The sequence below is a fragment of the Alkalispirillum mobile genome, assembly GCF_003664325.1.
GTDB lineage: Bacteria > Pseudomonadota > Gammaproteobacteria > Nitrococcales > Halorhodospiraceae > Alkalilimnicola > Alkalilimnicola mobilis.
On sequence record NZ_RCDA01000001.1, the window covers coordinates 1 to 18,030 of the forward strand.

At 69.4% G+C, this 18,030-nt stretch carries 17 protein-coding genes; 10 read left to right on the top strand and 7 right to left on the bottom strand.

The genetic code is table 11. From position 1 onward, the window contains the following. Window positions 1-205: 205 nt before the first annotated feature. Window positions 206-814 (bottom strand): Yip1 family protein, encoded by a 609-nt coding sequence (locus DFR31_RS00005; protein WP_121440628.1) that lies wholly within the window; start codon window positions 812-814, stop codon window positions 206-208. A 105-nt stretch (window positions 815-919) separates the two neighbouring features. After that, on the bottom strand, window positions 920-1,522 hold the full coding sequence (locus DFR31_RS00010) for a Spy/CpxP family protein refolding chaperone (protein WP_170153543.1): 603 nt from the start codon (window positions 1,520-1,522) through the stop codon (window positions 920-922). A gap of 250 nt (window positions 1,523-1,772) precedes the next feature. Here DFR31_RS00010 and DFR31_RS00015 point away from each other — a divergent pair, with 250 nt between their 5' ends. Genes DFR31_RS00015 through DFR31_RS00030 form a run of 4 tightly spaced genes read left to right on the top strand, consistent with a single transcriptional unit; the run spans window position 1,773 to window position 6,068 of the window. Continuing rightward, window positions 1,773-2,516 (top strand): response regulator, encoded by a 744-nt coding sequence (locus DFR31_RS00015; RefSeq protein ID WP_121440629.1) that lies wholly within the window; start codon window positions 1,773-1,775, stop codon window positions 2,514-2,516. Continuing rightward, window positions 2,516-3,880, top strand: coding sequence for an ATP-binding protein (locus DFR31_RS00020; protein WP_121440630.1), 1,365 nt, complete (start codon window positions 2,516-2,518; stop codon window positions 3,878-3,880). Before DFR31_RS00015 ends, DFR31_RS00020 begins: the two co-directional genes overlap by 1 nt. A 51-nt stretch (window positions 3,881-3,931) precedes the next feature. Further along, window positions 3,932-4,486, top strand: coding sequence for a PH domain-containing protein (locus tag DFR31_RS00025; protein WP_121442105.1), 555 nt, complete (start codon window positions 3,932-3,934; stop codon window positions 4,484-4,486). Further along, window positions 4,479-6,068 (top strand): PH domain-containing protein, encoded by a 1,590-nt coding sequence (locus DFR31_RS00030; protein WP_121440631.1) that lies wholly within the window; start codon window positions 4,479-4,481, stop codon window positions 6,066-6,068. Before DFR31_RS00025 ends, DFR31_RS00030 begins: the two co-directional genes overlap by 8 nt. On the opposite strand, the gene DFR31_RS00035 is transcribed toward DFR31_RS00030, so the two are convergent. Genes DFR31_RS00035 through DFR31_RS00045 form a run of 3 tightly spaced genes read right to left on the bottom strand, consistent with a single transcriptional unit; the run spans window position 5,994 to window position 9,083 of the window. After that, window positions 5,994-6,173, bottom strand: a complete 180-nt coding sequence (locus tag DFR31_RS00035; protein ID WP_121440632.1) for a PLDc N-terminal domain-containing protein — start codon at window positions 6,171-6,173, stop codon at window positions 5,994-5,996. The genes DFR31_RS00030 and DFR31_RS00035 overlap by 75 nt on opposite strands. A gap of 26 nt (window positions 6,174-6,199) precedes the next feature. After that, entirely contained in the window at window positions 6,200-7,645 is a 1,446-nt protein-coding gene (locus DFR31_RS00040) for a methyl-accepting chemotaxis protein (RefSeq protein ID WP_121440633.1), read from the bottom strand. A gap of 13 nt (window positions 7,646-7,658) precedes the next feature. Then, on the bottom strand, window positions 7,659-9,083 hold the full coding sequence (locus DFR31_RS00045; RefSeq protein WP_121440634.1) for a methyl-accepting chemotaxis protein: 1,425 nt from the start codon (window positions 9,081-9,083) through the stop codon (window positions 7,659-7,661). A 300-nt stretch (window positions 9,084-9,383) separates the two neighbouring features. On the opposite strand from DFR31_RS00045, the gene mrcB reads away from it, so the two are divergent. From mrcB to DFR31_RS00065, 4 genes are read left to right on the top strand one after another with little or no spacing between them, the layout of a single operon-like run. Next, window positions 9,384-11,723, top strand: coding sequence for a penicillin-binding protein 1B (mrcB, locus tag DFR31_RS00050; protein WP_245971046.1), 2,340 nt, complete (start codon window positions 9,384-9,386; stop codon window positions 11,721-11,723). A gap of 37 nt (window positions 11,724-11,760) precedes the next feature. Beyond that, complete coding sequence (locus DFR31_RS00055; RefSeq protein WP_121440635.1) at window positions 11,761-12,297, top strand: tetratricopeptide repeat protein; 537 nt, start codon at window positions 11,761-11,763, stop codon at window positions 12,295-12,297. Beyond that, complete coding sequence (gene yoaA / locus DFR31_RS00060) at window positions 12,294-14,237, top strand: DNA repair helicase YoaA (protein WP_211328209.1); 1,944 nt, start codon at window positions 12,294-12,296, stop codon at window positions 14,235-14,237. The genes DFR31_RS00055 and yoaA overlap by 4 nt, the downstream gene beginning before the upstream one ends. Then, window positions 14,221-14,619 (top strand): DnaJ family domain-containing protein, encoded by a 399-nt coding sequence (locus tag DFR31_RS00065; protein ID WP_121440636.1) that lies wholly within the window; start codon window positions 14,221-14,223, stop codon window positions 14,617-14,619. The genes yoaA and DFR31_RS00065 overlap by 17 nt, the downstream gene beginning before the upstream one ends. Before the next feature lie 6 nt (window positions 14,620-14,625). Here the strand turns inward: DFR31_RS00065 and DFR31_RS00070 are convergent, their stop codons facing one another. Continuing rightward, window positions 14,626-15,711 (bottom strand): WD40/YVTN/BNR-like repeat-containing protein, encoded by a 1,086-nt coding sequence (locus tag DFR31_RS00070; protein ID WP_121440637.1) that lies wholly within the window; start codon window positions 15,709-15,711, stop codon window positions 14,626-14,628. A 68-nt stretch (window positions 15,712-15,779) separates the two neighbouring features. Between DFR31_RS00070 and DFR31_RS00075 the strand changes: the two genes are divergently transcribed. Next, window positions 15,780-16,223: a M67 family metallopeptidase gene (locus tag DFR31_RS00075; RefSeq protein ID WP_170153544.1), complete on the top strand. Its 444-nt coding sequence runs from the start codon at window positions 15,780-15,782 to the stop codon at window positions 16,221-16,223. Next, window positions 16,208-17,650: a molybdopterin-synthase adenylyltransferase MoeB gene (gene moeB, locus DFR31_RS00080; protein WP_121440639.1), complete on the top strand. Its 1,443-nt coding sequence runs from the start codon at window positions 16,208-16,210 to the stop codon at window positions 17,648-17,650. The genes DFR31_RS00075 and moeB overlap by 16 nt, the downstream gene beginning before the upstream one ends. A gap of 55 nt (window positions 17,651-17,705) precedes the next feature. On the opposite strand, the gene DFR31_RS00085 is transcribed toward moeB, so the two are convergent. Continuing rightward, window positions 17,706-17,981 carry a hypothetical protein gene (locus DFR31_RS00085; RefSeq protein WP_121440640.1) on the bottom strand — a complete coding sequence of 92 codons (276 nt, stop codon included), beginning with the start codon at window positions 17,979-17,981 and terminating at the stop codon, window positions 17,706-17,708. Window positions 17,982-18,030: the final 49 nt, after the last annotated feature.

Consider the following 18,030-nt stretch of genomic DNA (forward strand, 5'->3'; position numbering starts at 1 on the left):
AACCCGGTGACCTGGGGCAGCGAGGCCGAGGCGGCGCCGGGGCGCGCCAGGGCGAGGTACAGTCCGTTGTGTTGGGGCATGCCGGCTCCGTGGCATTGCGGGGTGGATCCATCCTGATCGAGTTCAATGCTAGGGCGATTGGTGGGGGGGCGTCAATCCGCTATGCGGCACAGAGGGGTAGCAGGCGGGGGCTTTCGGGCATCGATCATATGAACCACGTGGTGCCGAACCGGACCGCCGGTTTGGCACCCGGGATCAGGTCAATCAGCAGCCAGCCGAGGATGAAGGTGATCAGCGCGGCGCAGATCAGCGTGGCCACGTAGTGACCCAGCCGGTTACCCCGGCGCATGCCCAGCACGATGGCGAAGGCGGGCAGCAACAGCCCCAGCCCGTACAGGACAAGCGCCAACCCGACCCCGTTGCCGTAGGGCCAGGGGAAGGCCGCGGCGATATTGCCCAGCCACGCCGGCACCAGGGCGTAACCCACCGCCTGCAACGCCCGGTCAAAATCGCTCCGACCCTGGAACAGCTCCGCCAGCCAGTGGGCTGCTGCGGCCAGTGCCAGCGAGCCGATCGTCAGGGCGATGAAACTGTAGACGCCGAACCCGACCGGGTGCGGGACACCCTCGGGGGGCAAGCCGGTGGGGATGATCTGGTAGAGCGTCTGGCTGGTGAATACGCTGAAGCCGATCCAGGGCAGGATCAGCAGCCCCAGGGTGTGCCGCCAGCCGGGCGGCGGGGCCTCGGCGCCCCGGCGTAGCGTGCGCAGCGGGTTCAATAGCATGCCGTAGAGCAGGGTGGAAAAGGGTTTCATCAAGACTCCGCCGGGTAACTGGGCCGGCCCGGGAGCGGGCCGGCAACCCGGCGGATGGTAAGACAGAAAGGTTACAGTTCGGTTACCGGTCGCACAGGCGCGGCGTTAGTAACCGCCTTGGCCCTGACCTCCGCGACGTTCGCCATCCTGGCGCTGGCCGTTTCCGCGGCGGTCTTCCCGGTACTCGCGCATGTGTTCACGCATCTGACGCGGGGCCTCATCCAGCTTCTGCCGCTGCTCCTCGTCCAGTGCCTCGTAAAGGCGCTCGCCGGCCTCGCGGGCCTTGCCCATACGCTCGGCATGCTCGGCGGACCAGCGCTCCATGCGCTCCAGACGGTCGGTAAAGCCCTGATCCATCATCTCCTGCATCGCGTCACGCCGCTGCTCCCGATCGTGGTGCGGGCCCATGTGCTCGTGGAACTCATCCCACAGGGCGCGCTGCTCCTCGTCCAGGTCCAGGCGCTCTGCCATGCGTTCGCGGTGTTCGGCCATGCGCTCACCGCCGTGCATGTAGCCATGCCTCATGTGGCCATGTTCGCCTTTCTGGCCCCGCTCCATCATCATGCCGCCACGTTCACCCTGCTTGCCCTCGCCCCGCTGATGCTCCTGGGCGATGCTGAACCCGGCCACGGTGGAGCCGGCGAGCAATGCTGCGAGGGTGATACCGGTTAGAATCCGGGTCATCGGTCGGGTCTGTTTCTTGGTCATGGTCGTACTCCTCGATCTTAGGTTCGGCTGGTTCGGCAGGCGATGTCCCTGCCACGCCTTCATCAGACCATCTTCAGGTAAGCCCCTTGTTTCCCGGGGGCCGCGGTTTGTAACAGTACGTAAGCCGGACCCCGGCCGGGGTAACAAGCGCTTACACGCCGCCCGGGCAGGGAGTGGTATACAGGTGGGACACCGACCCCGGGCACGGCGTTCGGCCCGGGTGGGGCAGGTTTGCAGGGAGTGGTAACGGATGCAGGCGCACATACTCATCGTCGATGACGACCCCGGACTGCGGGAGCTGCTGGTGGACTACCTCGGCCAGAACGGGTTCGAGGCCCGGGCGGTGCCGGACGGTGCCGCACTCTGGTCCAGTCTGGCGGCCGGCCCGGCGGATCTGCTCATCCTCGACCTGATGCTGCCCGGGGACGACGGGCTGGAGCTGTGTCGCCAGCTGCGCGCCGGCGATGAGCGTTGGCGGACCCTGCCGGTGATCATGCTCACCGCGCGCGGCGAGGAGACCGACCGTATTGTCGGCCTGGAGATCGGTGCCGACGACTACCTGCCCAAGCCCTTCAACCCCCGGGAACTGCTGGCCCGCATCCGGGGGCTGCTGCGGCGCAGTCGCATGGTCCGCGAGCAGCAGGGTCAGCAAGGTGAGGAGGCTGGGCAGGGTCTCTGTTTCCGGTTCGCCGGCTGGCTGCTGGACCCCGACGCTCACACCCTCACCGCACCCGATGGCGAAGTGCACACCCTTGGCGGCGCCGACACGCGCCTGCTGCAAGCCCTTGCCGCGCAGCCGGGCCGGGCGCTCAGCCGCGACCGGATCATGGACATCACCCGCGGCCGCGATGCCAGCCCCTACGACCGCAGTATCGACGTGCAGGTCAGTCGTCTGCGCCGGCTGCTGGGCGACGACGCCCGCGAGCAGCGCATCATCCGCACCCTGCGCAATGAGGGGTACCTGATGGCCTGTGACGTGGAGCGGGTGAACTGATGCGGCTCTGGCCACAGACTCTCTTGGGGCGCCTGTTGATCCTGCTGCTGGGCGGGCTGCTGGCCGCGCAACTGGCGGCCGGATGGATCCTCTGGCAGGACCGCAGCCGCATGACCCTGGGTGTGGTGGTCTCCGGCCTGGCCGAGCGGCTGGCCAGCAGTCTGGAGGAGCTGGAGACCCTGACCACCGACGAACGGCGCGAGCGGCTGCGCGGTCGCGGCATGTTGCGCCCCACGCTGGACCAGCCCTGGCGCGACGACCCGCCGGAAAGCTACCCGGCCGGCCGGCTCCAGCAGGTGCTGCAGGAGCGAATGGCCGGCGATCGTGACTTGCAGGTGTGGGTGGAGGAGCCGGCAGGGGAGGGCGGTCGGCTCGCCGAGATGCACGAGCGCCATCACCAGCACCACGGGGGCGCCATGCGCCTGATCCTGGTCCAGGCGCGTCTCGATGACGACACCGTGCTCACCCTTCGCCAGCCCGTTCCGTCCGAGGCATTGAGCTGGCCGCAGCGGCTGCTGGCGGCGCTGGCCGTATTCACCCTGTCGGTGCTGCTCATCGCGGGGCTGGCGGTGCGGGGTCTCACCCGTCCGCTGCGCACCCTGGCCCGGGCCGCGGAGAACCTGGGGCGCGACCTGAACCACCCACCCCTGCCGGAGCAGGGTAGCCGGGAGGTCCGCCAGGCCACCCGCGCGTTCAATGCCATGCAGCAGCGTCTGCGTGAGAACCTGCAGCAGCGCGGGCAGATGCTGGCCGCGGTGTCGCATGATCTGAAGACCCCCATTACCCGACTGCGCCTGCGGGCGGAGATGCTGCCCGACGACACCCTGCGCCAGCGCTTCCAGGCCGACCTGGCGGAGATGGAAAAGCTGGTCCAGTCCACCCTCGACTTCATGCGCGGGGATCACCTGGCCCACGACCCTGAGCCGGTAGAGCTGATGGGCCTGCTGCGGGATGTGGCGGAAGAAGCCGGGGAGACCGGTGGCAAGGTGCAGGTCAGCGGTTCGGGGCCGGTTTATGCCCGGGGTGAGCCGCTGGCCCTGAAACGTTGCCTCGGCAACCTCATCGACAATGCCGTACGGTACGGGGGCGGCGCCACGGTGTGGGTCAGCCCTTCGGGCGACACGCTGTGTGTACACATCCGCGATCAGGGGCCGGGCATCCCCGAGGCCGACCTGGAGCGGGTCTTCGACCCCTACTACCGGCTGGACGCCTCTCGCAGCGCGGCCACCGGAGGCACCGGACTGGGACTGGGCATTGCCCGCAACATTGCCCGCGCCCACGGTGGTGAACTGAGCCTGCACAACACCGACACCGGACTGGAGGCTCGGCTGGTGCTGCCCGCCCACGGCGAGGGCAACGACTGACCCGGCGCGCATCTGAGATACTGTCCCCATATGGACAGCTTCGAGGTGACAATGGCCTTTTCCAATGCACCGGTGGACCCGGAGGCGCTGCCCCGGCTGGAGGCGCAATCGCTGCAGCCGGTCTCGCGGCGCTTCGCCCCCTACCAGCTCATCAGCCGCTTTCTGGGGCTGTTGCCCCTGGGCTTCATCGCCTGGCTGCTGCCGGTCATGACCGGCGTGCCCATGGCCCTGCGGCCGGTGCTGCTCGGCGGGGTGGGGGTGTTGCTGGTGGTCTCGCCCGCGCTCTCCTGGCTGGAGGCGAGGCGGCGCGCCTGGGCAGTGCGGGAACAGGATGTCACGTACCACAGCGGGCTGCTGGTGCAGCGGACCACCGTGCTCCCCTTTGTCCGCATCCAGCACGTGGAGACAGCCAGCAACCCCGTAGAGCGCGCCTTCAACCTGGTCCGCCTGACCTGCTTTACCGCCGGCGGGGCCGGGGGCGACCTGGTGATCCAGGGGCTGGAGCGGGAGCAGGCCGAACGCCTGCGCCAGTACCTGCTGGACCGGATCCAGGGGCGCGCCGACGCGTCCGACGAGCCGCCACCGGAGGCCTCCGACGGTGTCTGAACGTATCCCGGGTGACTCGGAGCAGTGGCAGCGGCTGTCGCCCTGGGCGCTGCTGATCCTGTTTCTCGGCGGGCTGCTGCGCTTTGTTCGCGAGAACCTGCCGCTGGTGGCCGGTGCAGGCGCCGGTGCGGCCCTGCTGGAGCAGATCGGCCTGCGCGAGCTGGGGCTGGCGCTGACCCTGATCCTGCTGATCGCCGGGCTGATCAGCCTGCTCTACTACCGCCGCTTCCGGTTCCGGCTGGACGGGGATGTGCTGGTGGTCCAGCGCGGCGTGCTGGAGCGCCGCGAGGTGAAGGTGAGCGCCGAGCGGGTGCAGCACATGGCCCTGGAGCAGCCGGTCTACATGCGCCCCTTCGACGTGGTCCGGTTCAGCCTGGATACGCCGGGTGGTGCCACCGCGGACGTGGAGCTGCCCGGTATCCGCCGGGAACTGGCCGAGAGGCTTCAGCAGCGCCTGGAGCGAGCCCGCGGCGAGGCCGTCGGAGACGACGACCCGGCGGGTGCGGCCGAGTCCGCGCGGACGCCGTCGCCACCGCTGTTCCGCATCGGGCCGCTGGGGCTCACCCGGCACGGGCTGGCCAGTAACCACGCCTACGTGATCGCCGCGCTGCTTGCGCCGGTGCTGCAGCCGCTGGAGCGGATGGCCATGCGGAACCCGGAGTTATTGGCGGAGCTGCCCTGGCTGGAGCGGGCGGCGGAATCGCCCTGGCTGGCCTTGTCGGTCACGGTGGTCGCGCTGCTTCTGGTGTTGATGCTGGTCTCGGTGGTGGTGGCCTGGCTGCGCTTTTACGGGTTCACCCTGGTGCGCGAGGGGAGCCGTTACGTGCAGTACAGCGGGCTGTTCACCCGTCAGCAGCAGACCCTTTCGGCGGCAAAACTGCAGTCGCTGGAGTGGGTGCAGACGGCGGTGGGGCGCGGGCTGCGCTGCGGCTATCTGGTCTGCCACCAGTACGGCCTTTCCGCCGGGCCGGATACCGCGGGGCAGCGCTTTCTGGTGCCGGGGTTGCGGCAGTCGGAGGGGCCGACCCTGGGCGCTGTCTTCTGGCCCGGGTCGGGCGACGAGGCGGCGGGTGCGCTGGAGCTGGGCTATCAGCGCGTCCACCGTCTCTACCGGCGCGTGGTGGCTTTGCGGTTGATCGTGATCGCAGCGGTGCTGGCTTTGATTTTTCTGGGCCTGACCGGGTTCCCCGGCTGGCTGGCGCTGATCGGCGTGGGTGCGGTGATCGCCTGGCCGGTGGCCTGGCTGCGCTGGCGCGCGGTGGCGTGGCGCCGTTCGGGCCGTTTTCTCTGTGTACGGCGGGGTCTGCTGGGACGGCGTACCACGCTCTTTCCGCTGGAGAAGGTGCAGGCCGTGACGGTGCAGCAGAGCTGGGTGCAGCGGCGGCGCCAGCTGGCCACGCTCCACCTGCAGCTGGCTAGCGGGCCGGTGGTGGTGCCCTTTATCCCCCTGGCCACGGCGCGGGCCGTGGCCAACGAGGCGCTCTACCGGGTGGCGTGCCGACCGTCGCTACCCCTTGGGGCCGAGCAACAGCCAGGCGATCAGGCCGAACAGGGGCAGGAAGAGCAGGATCAGAATCCATAGCAGCTTGGCGACCGGGCCGGCCGCGCTCGTTGCCGTCTTCACGATGGCCCAGATGATGATGAGCAGCCAGATAAACCCCAGCAGCCCGGTGACCTCGATGCCCATATGGCGTACTCCTGCCGTGTCGCGGATCAGAGCTTGTAGAGTATCCGCATTGCGCCCCAGTGACGACCGTTGACGGTAATCGGGGCGGAACAGTCGCGCATCAGCACAAACTGGCCGCTGCCCATGTTGCGCCGGTAGGTCTGCAGCAGCCAGGGGCGCTGGTTCTTGGCGGCGGTCTGCCCGGTGCGGTCTTCCCAGAGCCGGCGGTTGCGGCTGTTGGCGTTGTTCCACTCCGGGTCACCCGCGCGCTGCGGCTTGGACACGTGCAGGTTGTGGGTGGGGATGTAGCCGTTGCGATCGATGGCGCAGACCCCGCCGATGGTCGGGTCAGAGTCCAGCACCGGCTCCTGTATGGGCGGCAGGACGCGGTCGGTGAACTCCACGAAGCGGGTGGTGTACTGCTGCGGGTCGGTGTCGGGCACCGGCTCGTAGTGCTCGTCGAACAGGTCCGCGTCGCTGATCTCGCCCTTGCGGATGGCCTCCTCGAAGACGTGGCCGACCTGGGCCGCGGTCTCGGTGGCGATGCGGATGTAGGGCGTGTCCTCGGTTTCCACGTCGCTGGCGTTGGCCAGGTTCATCAGCTCCTCGACGAAGCTCAGCAGGCGGTTCAGCCGGCTGCCGGAGTCCTCCAGGTTGGCGAGCGACGAGGTGACGTCGTCGGCCATCTCGTTCAGACCGTCCAGGGTGGTGTCGCTGTGGCGGTCGATCTCCTGCACCGCGGAGGCGATGCGGGCGGACTCGTTGTCCACGTCTCCCATGGCCTGAGCGACTGCACCGAGCACCTCCTGCATGGCGTTGGTGCCTTTCTCCACCGCCTTGGCCCGGTCGGTGCTCTCGCCACCGGTGCTGATCAGCTGCCGGGTCTGTTCGGTGAGCTCGTGGAGGGTGCGGTCGATGTCGGAGGTGGCGTCGTGGGTCTGCCCGGCCAGCGACTTGACCTCCTCGGCCACTACCGCGAAGCCCTGACCCGCCTCGCCGGCGCGCGCCGCCTCGATGGTGGCGTTCAGGGCCAGCAGGTTGGTCTGCTTGGCGATGGAGCCGATGCCCTTGGCCACCTTGCTTACCCGCACCATGGCGTCGTTCAGGCCGCTGAGTTCCGATTCGACGTCATGCACCGAACGGCTCAGGTCGCGGATGTCCGAAAGCGCCTTCTGGATGGTCTCGTCGGACCGGCTCATGTCGGCCCGGGCTGCCCCGGAGACGTGCTGGGCATTGCGTGCGGCCGCGTCCACCACCTTGTTGGCTTCGGACATGCGCCGGGCGGATTCGCGCAGCTCTTCAAAGAGCTGTACCTCGCGGCGGGTCTGCTCCTTGATCTCGTCCACGTGGCCGGTGACGTCGGAGGCCTCCAGCCCCAGCTCGCTGGTGTGCAGGGAGGTCTGCTTGAGGATCTCCTGGTAGGCCAGGTCCTCGTCGCTGACCAGCGGGGCGGCGGCGTTGCGGTTCTGCTGTTTCCGTTTGAACAATGGCATGGTGGTCGCTCCCTCACTCCGCCGCGTAAATCAGCCGCTGACAGCCCCAGTGACGCCCCTGCACCTTGATGGGCACGGATACCTCCTTGACCAGCGCGTGGTGGCCACCGCCCAACTCCAGCCGGTAGGTTTGCAGCAGGAAGCGCTCGCGGTTGCGGGCGGCCGCCCGGGTCTCGCGGCTGTCCAGGCGGCGGCGGTGGAAGCGGGGCGGCTCGGCGCCATCGTCGGCGGAGGGCGCGCGGGCCGCCTCCCGGCTCTGGGCGGGCACGTAGCCGCCCACGTCACAGACGAACGCGGACAGCACCCGGCGCTGGTGCTGCAGGGCGGGCTCCTGAACGGCCGGCAGGACCCGGTCGCAGAAGTCAGCGCTGGCGGTGGTGTAGCGGGCGGGGTCGCTATCGGCCTCGCGCTGGTAGTTCTGATCGAACAGGGCCTCCTTGCTGACGCTGCCCCGCTGGATGCCGTCCTCAAAGGCTTCGGCGGTCTCGGCGGCCAGTCGCTCCGCCAACCGGATGTAGGGGGTATCGACGGTCTCGACCCCCTCCACGGCCGTCTCGCGGATCAGCAACTCGGTGAAGTGGCGCAGTTTTTCGGTCCGCTGCTCCGCCTCTTCCAAGGCCCGGTTGGCGTGCTGCACCTCGTGGGTCAGTTCTTCCAGGCCGTCCACGGTCTTGCGGCAGTGCTGGTCGATCTCGCCGACGGAGTCGTGGATGCGGCTGGACTCGGTGTCCACGTCCTGCATGGCGCTGCCCACGGTCTCCATGATCTCCTGAATGGCGTGGGTACCCTCGCGTACGGCCTGGGCCTTTTCGGTGCTCTCGGCACCGCGCCGGATCAGCCGTTCGATGATGGCTGTCAGCTCCTCCAGGATCTGGTGGATCTCAGCGGTGGCATCGGCGGTCTGCTTGGCCAGCTCCTTCACGTGCTCGGCGACCACCGCAAAGCCCCGGCCCACCTCGCCGGCGCGGGTGGCCTCGATGGTGGCGTTGAGCGCCAGCAGGTTGGTCTGCTTGGCGATGGTGCTGATCTCGTTGGCCACCTGGGCGACCCCTTGCAGCGCCTCGTTGAGGGTGCCCAGCTGCCCCTCGATGTGGGTGACCGATTCGGCCAGCTCGCGGATCTGCTCCAGCGAGTGGGTGATGGTGTTGCGCGAGCGCTCCACGTCCTTGCCCGCCTTGGCCGCCACGTCGTGGGCGCGGCGGGCGGCCTGGTCGACGGTGTCGTTGGCCTCGCTCATGCGGCGGGCGGTGCCCACCAGGTCCGAGAAGATAGAGGCCTGCCGGCGGAAAAGGCCGGCGACATGCTCGATGTGGTTGACGATGTCCACCGCCTCCACACCCACGCCGCTGGTCCGCTCGGCGATCTGCTGGATCACCGAGAAGTGGTCCATGGTCTGCGTGGTCCCGGGTCGGGACCTGTCCTTGAGTACCGAAGCCATAGCCGGCTGCCCCTGATCGATGCGATTTCTGATTATGCGGGTTCTGCCTCTGCCATTGGTGGCGGCCGCTTGCCCGGAATCTTGAGCTGCCGGGCATCGGGCCAGGCGGGGGGCGATGCCCGATAACACGATAGTCTATAAGGGTAAGCGGCTTTTCCGATCGGGGGAAGGGCCGCAGCGCGTGATCGCAGGGAAGTTAAGGAATGGCGGCTATGTCCATAGGAATAAAGCCGTTTCCGGCCGGTCAGGAGTGATATAATCCGCCGCGCTGTTCCCGGCCGCGACCAGGGTACGTCCCCCTTGAGTGCAAACAAATCCCGAAAACCCCGCCGCAAGGGCCAGACAGGAGCCCGCCAGCCCGGGCTGCTCCGGCGATGGGCCGGCCGCGTGCTGGGGCTGATGCTAACGTTGGCGCTGATCTCGGTGGGGTTGCTGGCGCTCTACGCCAAGTCCCTGGAGCCGGAGTTGCGCGAGCATTTCGAGGGCGGGCGCTGGGCCGTGCCGGCGCGTGTGTATGCCCGCCCGCTGGAACTGTTTGCCGGCAAGGCCCTCTCGCCGGCGGAACTCCAGGTGGAGCTGGAGGAGCTGGGCTACCGACGCACCAGCAGCGGCCGGGAGTCGGGCAGTTGGAGCCGCAACGGGGCGGAGTTCCACCTCAGCACCCGCGGTTTTAACCACCCGGACGGGGAGGAATTGCCCCGGCAGTTGCGGGTGGTCTTTGCTAACGGGCAACTGAGCACCCTGGAGGGGTTGCGGAACGGTGAGCCGGTGGGCCTGGCGCGGCTGGAGCCGGCGGTGATCGGCAGCCTGCACGCCCCGCACCAGGAGGATCGCCTGCTGGTGCGCCTGGACCAGGTGCCCGAGAGCCTGATCGCTGCCCTGCTGGTGGTGGAGGACCGCAACTTCCACGATCACCGCGGGCTGTCGTTCACCGGTATCGCCCGTGCCGCCGTGGCCAACATCCGTGCCGGCCGGGTGGTGCAGGGCGGGAGCACCCTCACGCAGCAGCTGGTCAAGAACTTCTACCTCACCGCCGACCAGACGCTGCAGCGCAAGTTCACCGAGGCGGTGATGGCGCTGTTGCTGGAGCACTACTACGAGAAGGACGAGATCCTCGAGGCCTACCTCAACGAGGTGTTTCTGGGCCAGCGCGGGGGGCGGGCGATCCACGGTTTCGGTCTGGGGGCCGAGTTCTACTTCGGCCGTCCGCTGGAGGAGTTGAGCCTGGCGCAGCAGGCGCTGCTGGTGGCCATGGTGCGCGGGCCCTCCCGCTATAACCCGCGGCGCAACCCGGAGCGGGCGCGGGACCGGCGCGACCTGGTGCTTACCCTGATGGCGCGCGACGGCATCATCGACGAGACGGAGGCCCGCTCCGCCATGGCGGAGGACCTGGGCCTGGTCACCGATGGCCAGCGCCACCAGGGGCGTTACCCCGCCTTCATGGACCTGGTCCGCCGCCACCTGCAGCGGGACTACCGCCGCGAGGACCTGATCAGCGACGGCCTGCACATCCATACCACCCTGGCGCCCCGGGTGCAGCGCGCGGCCGAGGCGGCGGTGGATGCCCGCCTTGCCCAGTTCGGCGATGACGCACCGCAGGCGGCGCTGGTGTCCGTGAACGTGGAGGACGGCGAGGTGGTGGGTGTGGTGGGCGGCGCGGATTACCGTTATGCCGGCTTCAACCGGGCACTGGATGCGCGCCGCCCCATCGGCTCACTGGTCAAGCCGGCGGTCTACCTGGCAGCCCTCAGGGAGCCCTCGCGTTACGGTTTGGGCAGCGTGCTCAGCGACGAGCCGGTGACCATCCAGGACGAGCACGGCGACCCCTGGACCCCTCGCAATTACGACGGCAGTAACCGGGATCAGGTCCCGCTCTGGCTGGCGCTGTCCGATTCGCTGAACGTGCCCACCGTGCACCTGGGGCAGAGCCTCGGCCTGCGCCGGGTGGCGCGCAGCTGGGCGGACCTGGGCGGGCGGGTGCCGAACAGCCTCTACCCCTCCTTCGTGCTCGGCGCCACCGAGCACTCGGTACTGGAGATGGCGCAGGTCTATCAGACTGTCGCCGCCGAGGGCTTCCGTTCGCCGCTACGCTCCGTGCGGGCGGTCACCGACAGCGATGGCGAGTTGCTGTCCCGCTACAGTCTGTCCACCGAGCAGGCCGTGGACCCGGTCAGCAGTTACCTGCTGCAGCACGCCCTGCGCCAGGTGGTGAGTCAGGGCACCGCCCGGGGCCTGCAGGGCTGGGTAGGGGACACCAGCGGGCTGGCGGGCAAGACCGGCACCACGGACGATTATCGCGATGCCTGGTTCGCCGGCTACTCCGGGGACCTGCTCTCCGTGGTCTGGATCGGGCACGATGACAACCGCAGCCACGGGCTGACCGGCTCCAGCGGCGCGCTGCCCATCTGGGGGGAGCAGTTCAGCCGCCTTAGCTACCGGCCTTTGCGCCGCCAGACGCCGGGCGGCGTGGAAGCGGTCTGGATCGACGCCGAGACCGGCAAGCGGTCCGACGAGGGCTGCGAGGGGGCCGTGCGCCTGCCTTACATCGCCGATCATCTGCCGGACGAGACGGTGGACTGCGCCGGCGAGCCGGGGGAAGATGACTCGCGAGGCTTCTGGGACCGGGTGCTGGGCCGCTAGCCCGGGCCACTGTGGCGAGCACGAGAGAAAAAGACCCATGGGACTGAACGCAAGACTGCTGGTACTGCTCCTGCCCCTGGCATTGGGGGCCTGTACCTTGATGCCGCCGGAGCACCGGCCGACCGAACCGGCACCGGAACCGGAGCCCGCCGAAGCGCCCGAGCCGGACGCGCCCGAGCCGGAGGTGGATGAGCCGGAGGTGGATGAGCCGCCGGAGGAGGCGGCCGAGCCGGAGCCCGAGCGTGAGCCGGCCATCCCGGACGCGGTGATCGAACTGGTGGCGGACGCCCGCGAGGCGAGCCAGAACGGCGACTACGACCAGGCGGCTGCTTACCTGGAGCGCGCCGTGCGCATCAGCCCGGACCTGGCGCCGCTGTGGCAAAACCTGGCCGTGGTCCGCTTCCAGCAGGGGGATTACGCCCAGGCGGAGCAGATGGCGCGGCGCTCCATTCGGTTGGCCGACGGTGATCGCGCCCTGCAGCGGCGCAACTGGCAGCTCATTGAGGCCAGCCGGGCCGAGCAGGGGGACGAGGAGGGCGCCCATGAGGCCCGCCGGCAGGCGGAGGGCATTTGACCCCGGAGGCGCTGCCGGAAGCGGCCCGTGCCGCGCTGGGCAATGGCGGTGACCTGGCCCGGGCCCTGTCCGGGTTTACCCCGCGCCAGGCCCAGCAGGACATGGGCGCTGCCGTGGGCGAGGCCCTGGCCGACAACGCCAGCCTGGTCGTGGAGGCGGGCACGGGCACTGGCAAGACCTTCGCCTACCTGATCCCGGCATTGCTCTCCGGCAAGCGGGTGGTGGTCTCCACCGGTACCCGTACCCTGCAGGATCAGCTGTTCCACCGCGATCTCCCCCTGGTCCGGGACGCGTTGCGCGTCCCGACCCGAATCGCGCTGCTGAAGGGACGCACCAACTACCTCTGCCTGCACCGCCTGGACATGGCTGACGAGGCGGCTGGTGGGCGCTCCGCGGTTCAGCACGATGCCCTGCAGCAGGTCCGCCGCTGGGCGGCGGAGAACGGTTCCGGTGACCTGGCCGAAGCCCCGTCCGCCGCCCGGCGCACCGATGTGCGGCCCCGCATCACGGCCACGGCGGAGAGCTGCCTGGGCGGGCAGTGCCCGCGGTTTGCCGACTGCCACTTCTACGAGGCCCGCCGCCGCGCCCAGGAAGCCGACCTGGTCGTGGTCAATCACCACCTGCTGCTGGCCGACTGGGCCTTGCGCGAGTCGGGCTGGGGCGAAGTGGTGCCGGAGGCGGATGTCTGGATTCTCGACGAGGCGCATCAACTGCCGGAGACCGCCGCCCGGTTCTTCGGGCTGGGCATCACCGGCCGTCAGCTGCGCGACCTGACCCGGGATGCCACGGAGGCGTACCAGCGCGAGGCCGGAGACCAGCCCGGCTTCCCGGCGCGGGTGGCGCGGGTGGCCGACGCCACCGAGGCGCTGCGCGATGCGCTGGGTGAGGCGGACCAGCGCGCCGCCTGGCCGCAACCGCCGGGACCGGCCGTCCGGGCGGGCCTGGATGACCTCAAGACGGCCCTGTACGACCTGGCCCTGGCGCTGGCCCCGCTGGGCGAGCGCGGGCTGGAGCTGGCCCGCTGCCAGCAGCGCGCCGAGCGGCTCTATCAGGCGTTGCAGCAGTTCGACGAGCCGGAGCCGGGGCAGGGCGTGCCCTGGTTCGAGACCCAGGGGCGCGGCTTCTGGTTGCGGCTGACCCCGCTGGATGTCTCCGGGCCTTTCCGTAACCGGCGCGATGCCGCCCCGGCCGCCTGGGTATTCACCTCCGCCACCCTGGCCATGAAGGGCGACTTCGAGCATTTCAGCCAGCGGCTGGGGCTGGATGAGCCGCGGACCCTCTGCCTGGACAGCCCCTTCGACTATGAGCGTAACGCCCTGCTGTACACGCCGCAGGGGCTGCCGGAACCGAACGCCCCCGGCTACGCGGCGGCCCTGGTGGCCATGGCGCGCCCGGTGATCGAGGCAGCGCCCGGTGGTGCGTTCCTGCTGTTCACCAGCTACCGGGTGCTGCGTGAGGCGGCGGAGGCGCTGGCCGGTACCCTGGACCGGCCCCTGCTCGTGCAGGGGGCGGCGGCCCAGCACGAGCTTCTGGCCCGGTTCCGCGATGCGGGCAATGCCGTGCTGCTGGGCACGGCCAGCTTCTGGGAGGGCGTGGACGTGCGCGGGGCGGCTCTGTCCACGCTGATCATCGACCGCCTGCCTTTTGCCTCGCCGGCCGACCCGGTGCTGCAGGCACGCATCCAGGCCACGGAGGCGGAGGGGCGCTCCGCGTTTCGCCACCTGCAACTGCCTCATGCGGTGATTACACTAAAACAGGGGGTGGGCCGCCTGATCCGCCATGCCGAGGATCGCGGGGTGCTGGTCATCGCCGACCCTCGGCTCACCCGCCGGGGTTACGGCAAGGTGTTCCTGCGCAGCCTGCCGCCCATGCGACGGGCCGACGCGCTGGAGGACGTGCTCGCCTTCTGGCAGGAGGGTGCCGATGAAATTCCTGGATGAGCTGGCCGATGCGCGCATCAAGGAGGCCCAGGAGGCCGGGCAGCTGGACGAGTTGCCCGGGGCCGGCAAGCCGTTGTCGCTGGACGACGACAGCATGGTGCCGGAGGAGCTGCGCATGGCCTACCGCGTGCTCAAGAATGCCAACTGCCTGCCACCGGAACTGCAGGACCAGCGCGAGGTGGAATCCCTGGAGGCCCTGCTGGCGGGGCTGGACGATGACACCGCCATACAGCGGCGGCAGCGCAGCGAGGCGGAGAAGCGCCTGGCGCTGCTGCGCGCCCGGTTGGAGCGGCGCCGCGGCCGGGGTCAGGGTGGTCTGATGGCGGTGGAACGCGCCTACCAGGAGCGGCTGTTGCGCCGCCTGGGCGGCGACAAGGAGTGAGTCGCGTTACCGCCGCAGGGCGGTCACCGAGAGGATACGCGGCAGGAATTCCGCCAGGCATTGCCACTGCTCGCCCCCGTCGTGGCTGCCGAAGAGATGGCCGCTGGAGGTGCCAAAGTACAGCCCCGGTGTGTCGGCACCGTCATCCCCCATGGCCTCGCGCAGCACGGTCACGTAGGCGTGCTGCTGGGGCAGTCCTTGGGTGAGCGGTGCCCAGGTCTCGCCGGCGTCGCGGCTGCGGTAGACGCGCAACCGCCCATCGCAGCAGGTCCGCAGGTGGTTGCTCTCGATGGGCAGTACGTAGACCGTGTCCGGGTCGCCGGCCGGGGTGACCAGCGCGTAGCCGAAATCGCTGGGCAGCCCAGGGGTGATCTCCGTCCAGTGCCCGCCCCGGTCATCGCTGCGGTAGACCCCGTTGTAGCACTGCCGGTAGAGCCGCTCGGGCCGGCGGGGGCAAAGCACCGTGCGGTGCACGTTGTGACCGGTCACCGCGCACCGCCCGGGCAGGTTCTCCGCGCGGACCCCCTCGTTGCAGGGCTGCCAGCTGCGCCCGCCGTCGTCGCTGCGGAACACCCCGCCGGCGGAGATGCTGGCGTAGAGCCGCCGCGGTGATTGCGGGTCCACCAGAATGGAGTGCAGCGAGAACCCGCCGCGGGCTGGCTCCCAGGTGTCCCGGCTGGGATGTTCGTTCAGCCCGCTTATTGGTGTCCAGGACTGGCCGTAGTCGTCGCTGCGGAAAAGCCCGGCCGGGTCGATGCCGGCAAAGACCGTCTCCGGGGCGTCGCTCGGCCCGGGGGCCAGGTGCCAGACCGCCTTCATCCGCTTTTGCCAGAGCCCCGGCCGGTGCATCGGCACGGAAGCCAGCGGCTCCCAGCTCAGGCCGGCGTCAGCGGTCCGGTAGATATGGGCGCCCCAGATTGCATGGTTGACCGCGGCCAGGCCCCGGGACCGGTCCCGCGGGTCGAGCCAGGCATGCAGCACCTCGTAACCTTCGATCAGCGGGCCGGCCATCTCCCAACGGCCCCCTCGGCCGGTGTCCTGGAGCCGGAACAGGCCTTTCTGGGTGCCGACGAGCAGGGTGGTCTCGTTCACGTATGTGCGTTCCTGTGCTGCAGCATGGAAAAGGGCCAATCAGTACCCGACTAAGTTACCATGAAGTCATGACCAAGCCATCGCCCAAGACAAACGCCGCAGCCGCCGCCGGCCTGACCCTGCCAGCCGGTGAGCAGGCCCGCCTGGCCCGGTATGGGCGGGCCCGTTGGCCCTATGAGGCCTGCGGCCTGCTGCTGGGGCGTGGCGGCCGGGTGGAGCGGCTGGTGCTCTGCCGCAACATCGCCGAGCGCCGCCGGGACCGTTACCTGCTGCACCCCCGCGATTTCCTGCGCTGGGATCGCCTGGGCCACCGCCTGGGGCTGGAGATCCTCGGGGTCTGGCACACTCACCCGGAAGGTGGGGCGGTGCCGTCGGAGACCGACCGGGCACAGGCCTGGCGTGGCTGGAGTTACCTGATCGCGGCGGTGGATCGCGACACCGTGACCGAATTGCGCAGTTGGCGCTTGAGCGCCGATCAATTCAGCGAGGAAGCCCTATGTCTGAACCCCTGATTACCGTACGCCTCCCGGCGCCGCTGCGCCCCTTCGCCGATGACCAGGCGGAGCTGGCGATTGCGGCCGGCAGCGTGGTCGAGGTGCTCGACGCCCTGGCCGAGGACTACCCGTTGCTGCACGCCCGGCTGGTGGACCCGGACGGCGAGCTGCGCCGGTTCGTCAACCTGTTCCGGGGCGAGCAGGATGTGCGTGAGCTGGACGGCCAGGAGACCGCGCTTGCCCCGGGGGACGTCCTGACCATTCTGCCGGCGGTGGCCGGCGGTGGCCCGTCGGCGCTGGAACGGATGGCCCAACGCATCCGCGAGGAGGTCCCGGAGATTACCCCGGCGGAAGCGCAGCATTTGCTGGCCGACGGGGCCGTGTTGCTGGATGTGCGCGAGGCCGGTGAGGTGGCCGAGGGTAGCCCGACCGGCGCCCTGCGTATCGACCGCAACTGGCTGGAATTGCGGATCGAGGAGGCGGTACCGGAGTTGGACCGCCCTGTGCTCACCCTCTGCGCCGTGGGCCAGCGGTCGCTGCTGGCTGCCGACGACTTGCGCCGGATGGGCTACCGTGACGTGCGCAACATCGCCGGCGGCTTCAACCGCTGGAAGGACGAGGGGCGGCCCTTCGAGGTGCCGCGCATGCTGGATGAGTCTGCGCGGGCACGCTACTCGCGCCACCTGCGCATGCCCGAGGTGGGCGAGCACGGTCAGTTGAAGCTGGGCGACAGCCGGGTGGTGCTGGTGGGGGCCGGCGGTCTCGGCTCACCGGCCGCGCTCTATTTGGCGGCCGCCGGGGTAGGCACGCTGGTGCTGATTGACCACGACGTGGTGGATCGTAGCAACCTGCAGCGCCAGATCCTGCACAGCGACGACCGTGTGGGGGAGCCCAAGACGGAGTCCGGTCGCCAGGCGATCGCCGCGCTCAACCCCGAGGTGACGGTGGAGACGGTGCAGGCCCGGCTCAGCAGCGAGAACATCGAGTCCGTGCTGGCGGGGGCGGACGTGGTCATTGATGGCTCGGATAACTTCCCCACCCGGTACCTGGTCAATGATGCCTGCGTGAAACTGGGCCTGCCCCTGGTATATGGCGCGGTGTACCGTTTCGAGGGGCAGGTGACGGTGTTCAATGTGGGGGAGGGCCCTTGTTACCGCTGCCTCTACCCGGAGCCGCCGCCACCGGAGCTGGCGCCATCCTGCGCCCAGGCCGGGGTGCTGGGGGTGCTGCCGGGGGTGATCGGCCTGCTTCAGGCCACCGAGGCGTTGAAGCTGCTGCTCGGGGTCGGGGAACCCCTATCGGGGCGGCTGCTGCACTATGACGCCCTGCGCGGCCAGTTCCAGCAGCTGCGCATGAAGGCCAACGCCGACTGCCCGGTCTGTGCGCCGGGGCGGCCCTTTCCGGGGTACGTGGACTACGAGGCGTTCTGTAGCGCGTCGGGCTGAGCGGCGGGCAGACGAGAAGACCGATGCCGCGTTACCGCGGCATCGGCCGTGGCGTTCAGAGGGCCTCGTCGAGGGCCTCGGGGTGGGCCTCGCAGAAGTGCTTCAGAGCCAGTTTCAGCTTGACGACATGGCGGGTGTCGTTGCGAGCCTCCGCATGCTCGATGTCGTCGAGGATCATCCGCCGGATGCGGGGGCAGCCGTCCGGCGTGTGAACCAGGTAGTTGCCCAGTTCAATGGCAACCATCTCCGAGCAGTGCTCGTGCTCGCAGATCGCATCCACTTCCTCTTCCGTAAGCTCCGCGAGCTCCCGGCAATCATCGATGGTAAGCATGGTGACCTCCAGCCAATAGGCCGCTAAGGGAATTAAGGGAGCCCTCAAT

What these genes read in the sequence shown, in the direction of transcription:
- DFR31_RS00005 (WP_121440628.1), bottom strand. Translation starts at nt 814, where the DNA reads ATGAAACCCTTTTCCACCCTGCTCTACGGCATGCTATTGAACCCGCTG.
- DFR31_RS00010 (WP_170153543.1), bottom strand. Translation starts at nt 1,522, where the DNA reads ATGACCAAGAAACAGACCCGACCGATGACCCGGATTCTAACCGGTATC.
- DFR31_RS00015 (WP_121440629.1), top strand. Translation starts at nt 1,773, where the DNA reads ATGCAGGCGCACATACTCATCGTCGATGACGACCCCGGACTGCGGGAG.
- DFR31_RS00020 (WP_121440630.1), top strand. Translation starts at nt 2,516, where the DNA reads ATGCGGCTCTGGCCACAGACTCTCTTGGGGCGCCTGTTGATCCTGCTG.
- DFR31_RS00025 (WP_121442105.1), top strand. Translation starts at nt 3,932, where the DNA reads ATGGCCTTTTCCAATGCACCGGTGGACCCGGAGGCGCTGCCCCGGCTG.
- DFR31_RS00035 (WP_121440632.1), bottom strand. Translation starts at nt 6,173, where the DNA reads ATGGGCATCGAGGTCACCGGGCTGCTGGGGTTTATCTGGCTGCTCATC.
- DFR31_RS00040 (WP_121440633.1), bottom strand. Translation starts at nt 7,645, where the DNA reads ATGCCATTGTTCAAACGGAAACAGCAGAACCGCAACGCCGCCGCCCCG.
- DFR31_RS00045 (WP_121440634.1), bottom strand. Translation starts at nt 9,083, where the DNA reads ATGGCTTCGGTACTCAAGGACAGGTCCCGACCCGGGACCACGCAGACC.
- DFR31_RS00055 (WP_121440635.1), top strand. Translation starts at nt 11,761, where the DNA reads ATGGGACTGAACGCAAGACTGCTGGTACTGCTCCTGCCCCTGGCATTG.
- DFR31_RS00065 (WP_121440636.1), top strand. Translation starts at nt 14,221, where the DNA reads ATGAAATTCCTGGATGAGCTGGCCGATGCGCGCATCAAGGAGGCCCAG.
- DFR31_RS00075 (WP_170153544.1), top strand. Translation starts at nt 15,780, where the DNA reads ATGACCAAGCCATCGCCCAAGACAAACGCCGCAGCCGCCGCCGGCCTG.
- moeB (WP_121440639.1), top strand. Translation starts at nt 16,208, where the DNA reads ATGTCTGAACCCCTGATTACCGTACGCCTCCCGGCGCCGCTGCGCCCC.
- DFR31_RS00085 (WP_121440640.1), bottom strand. Translation starts at nt 17,981, where the DNA reads ATGCTTACCATCGATGATTGCCGGGAGCTCGCGGAGCTTACGGAAGAG.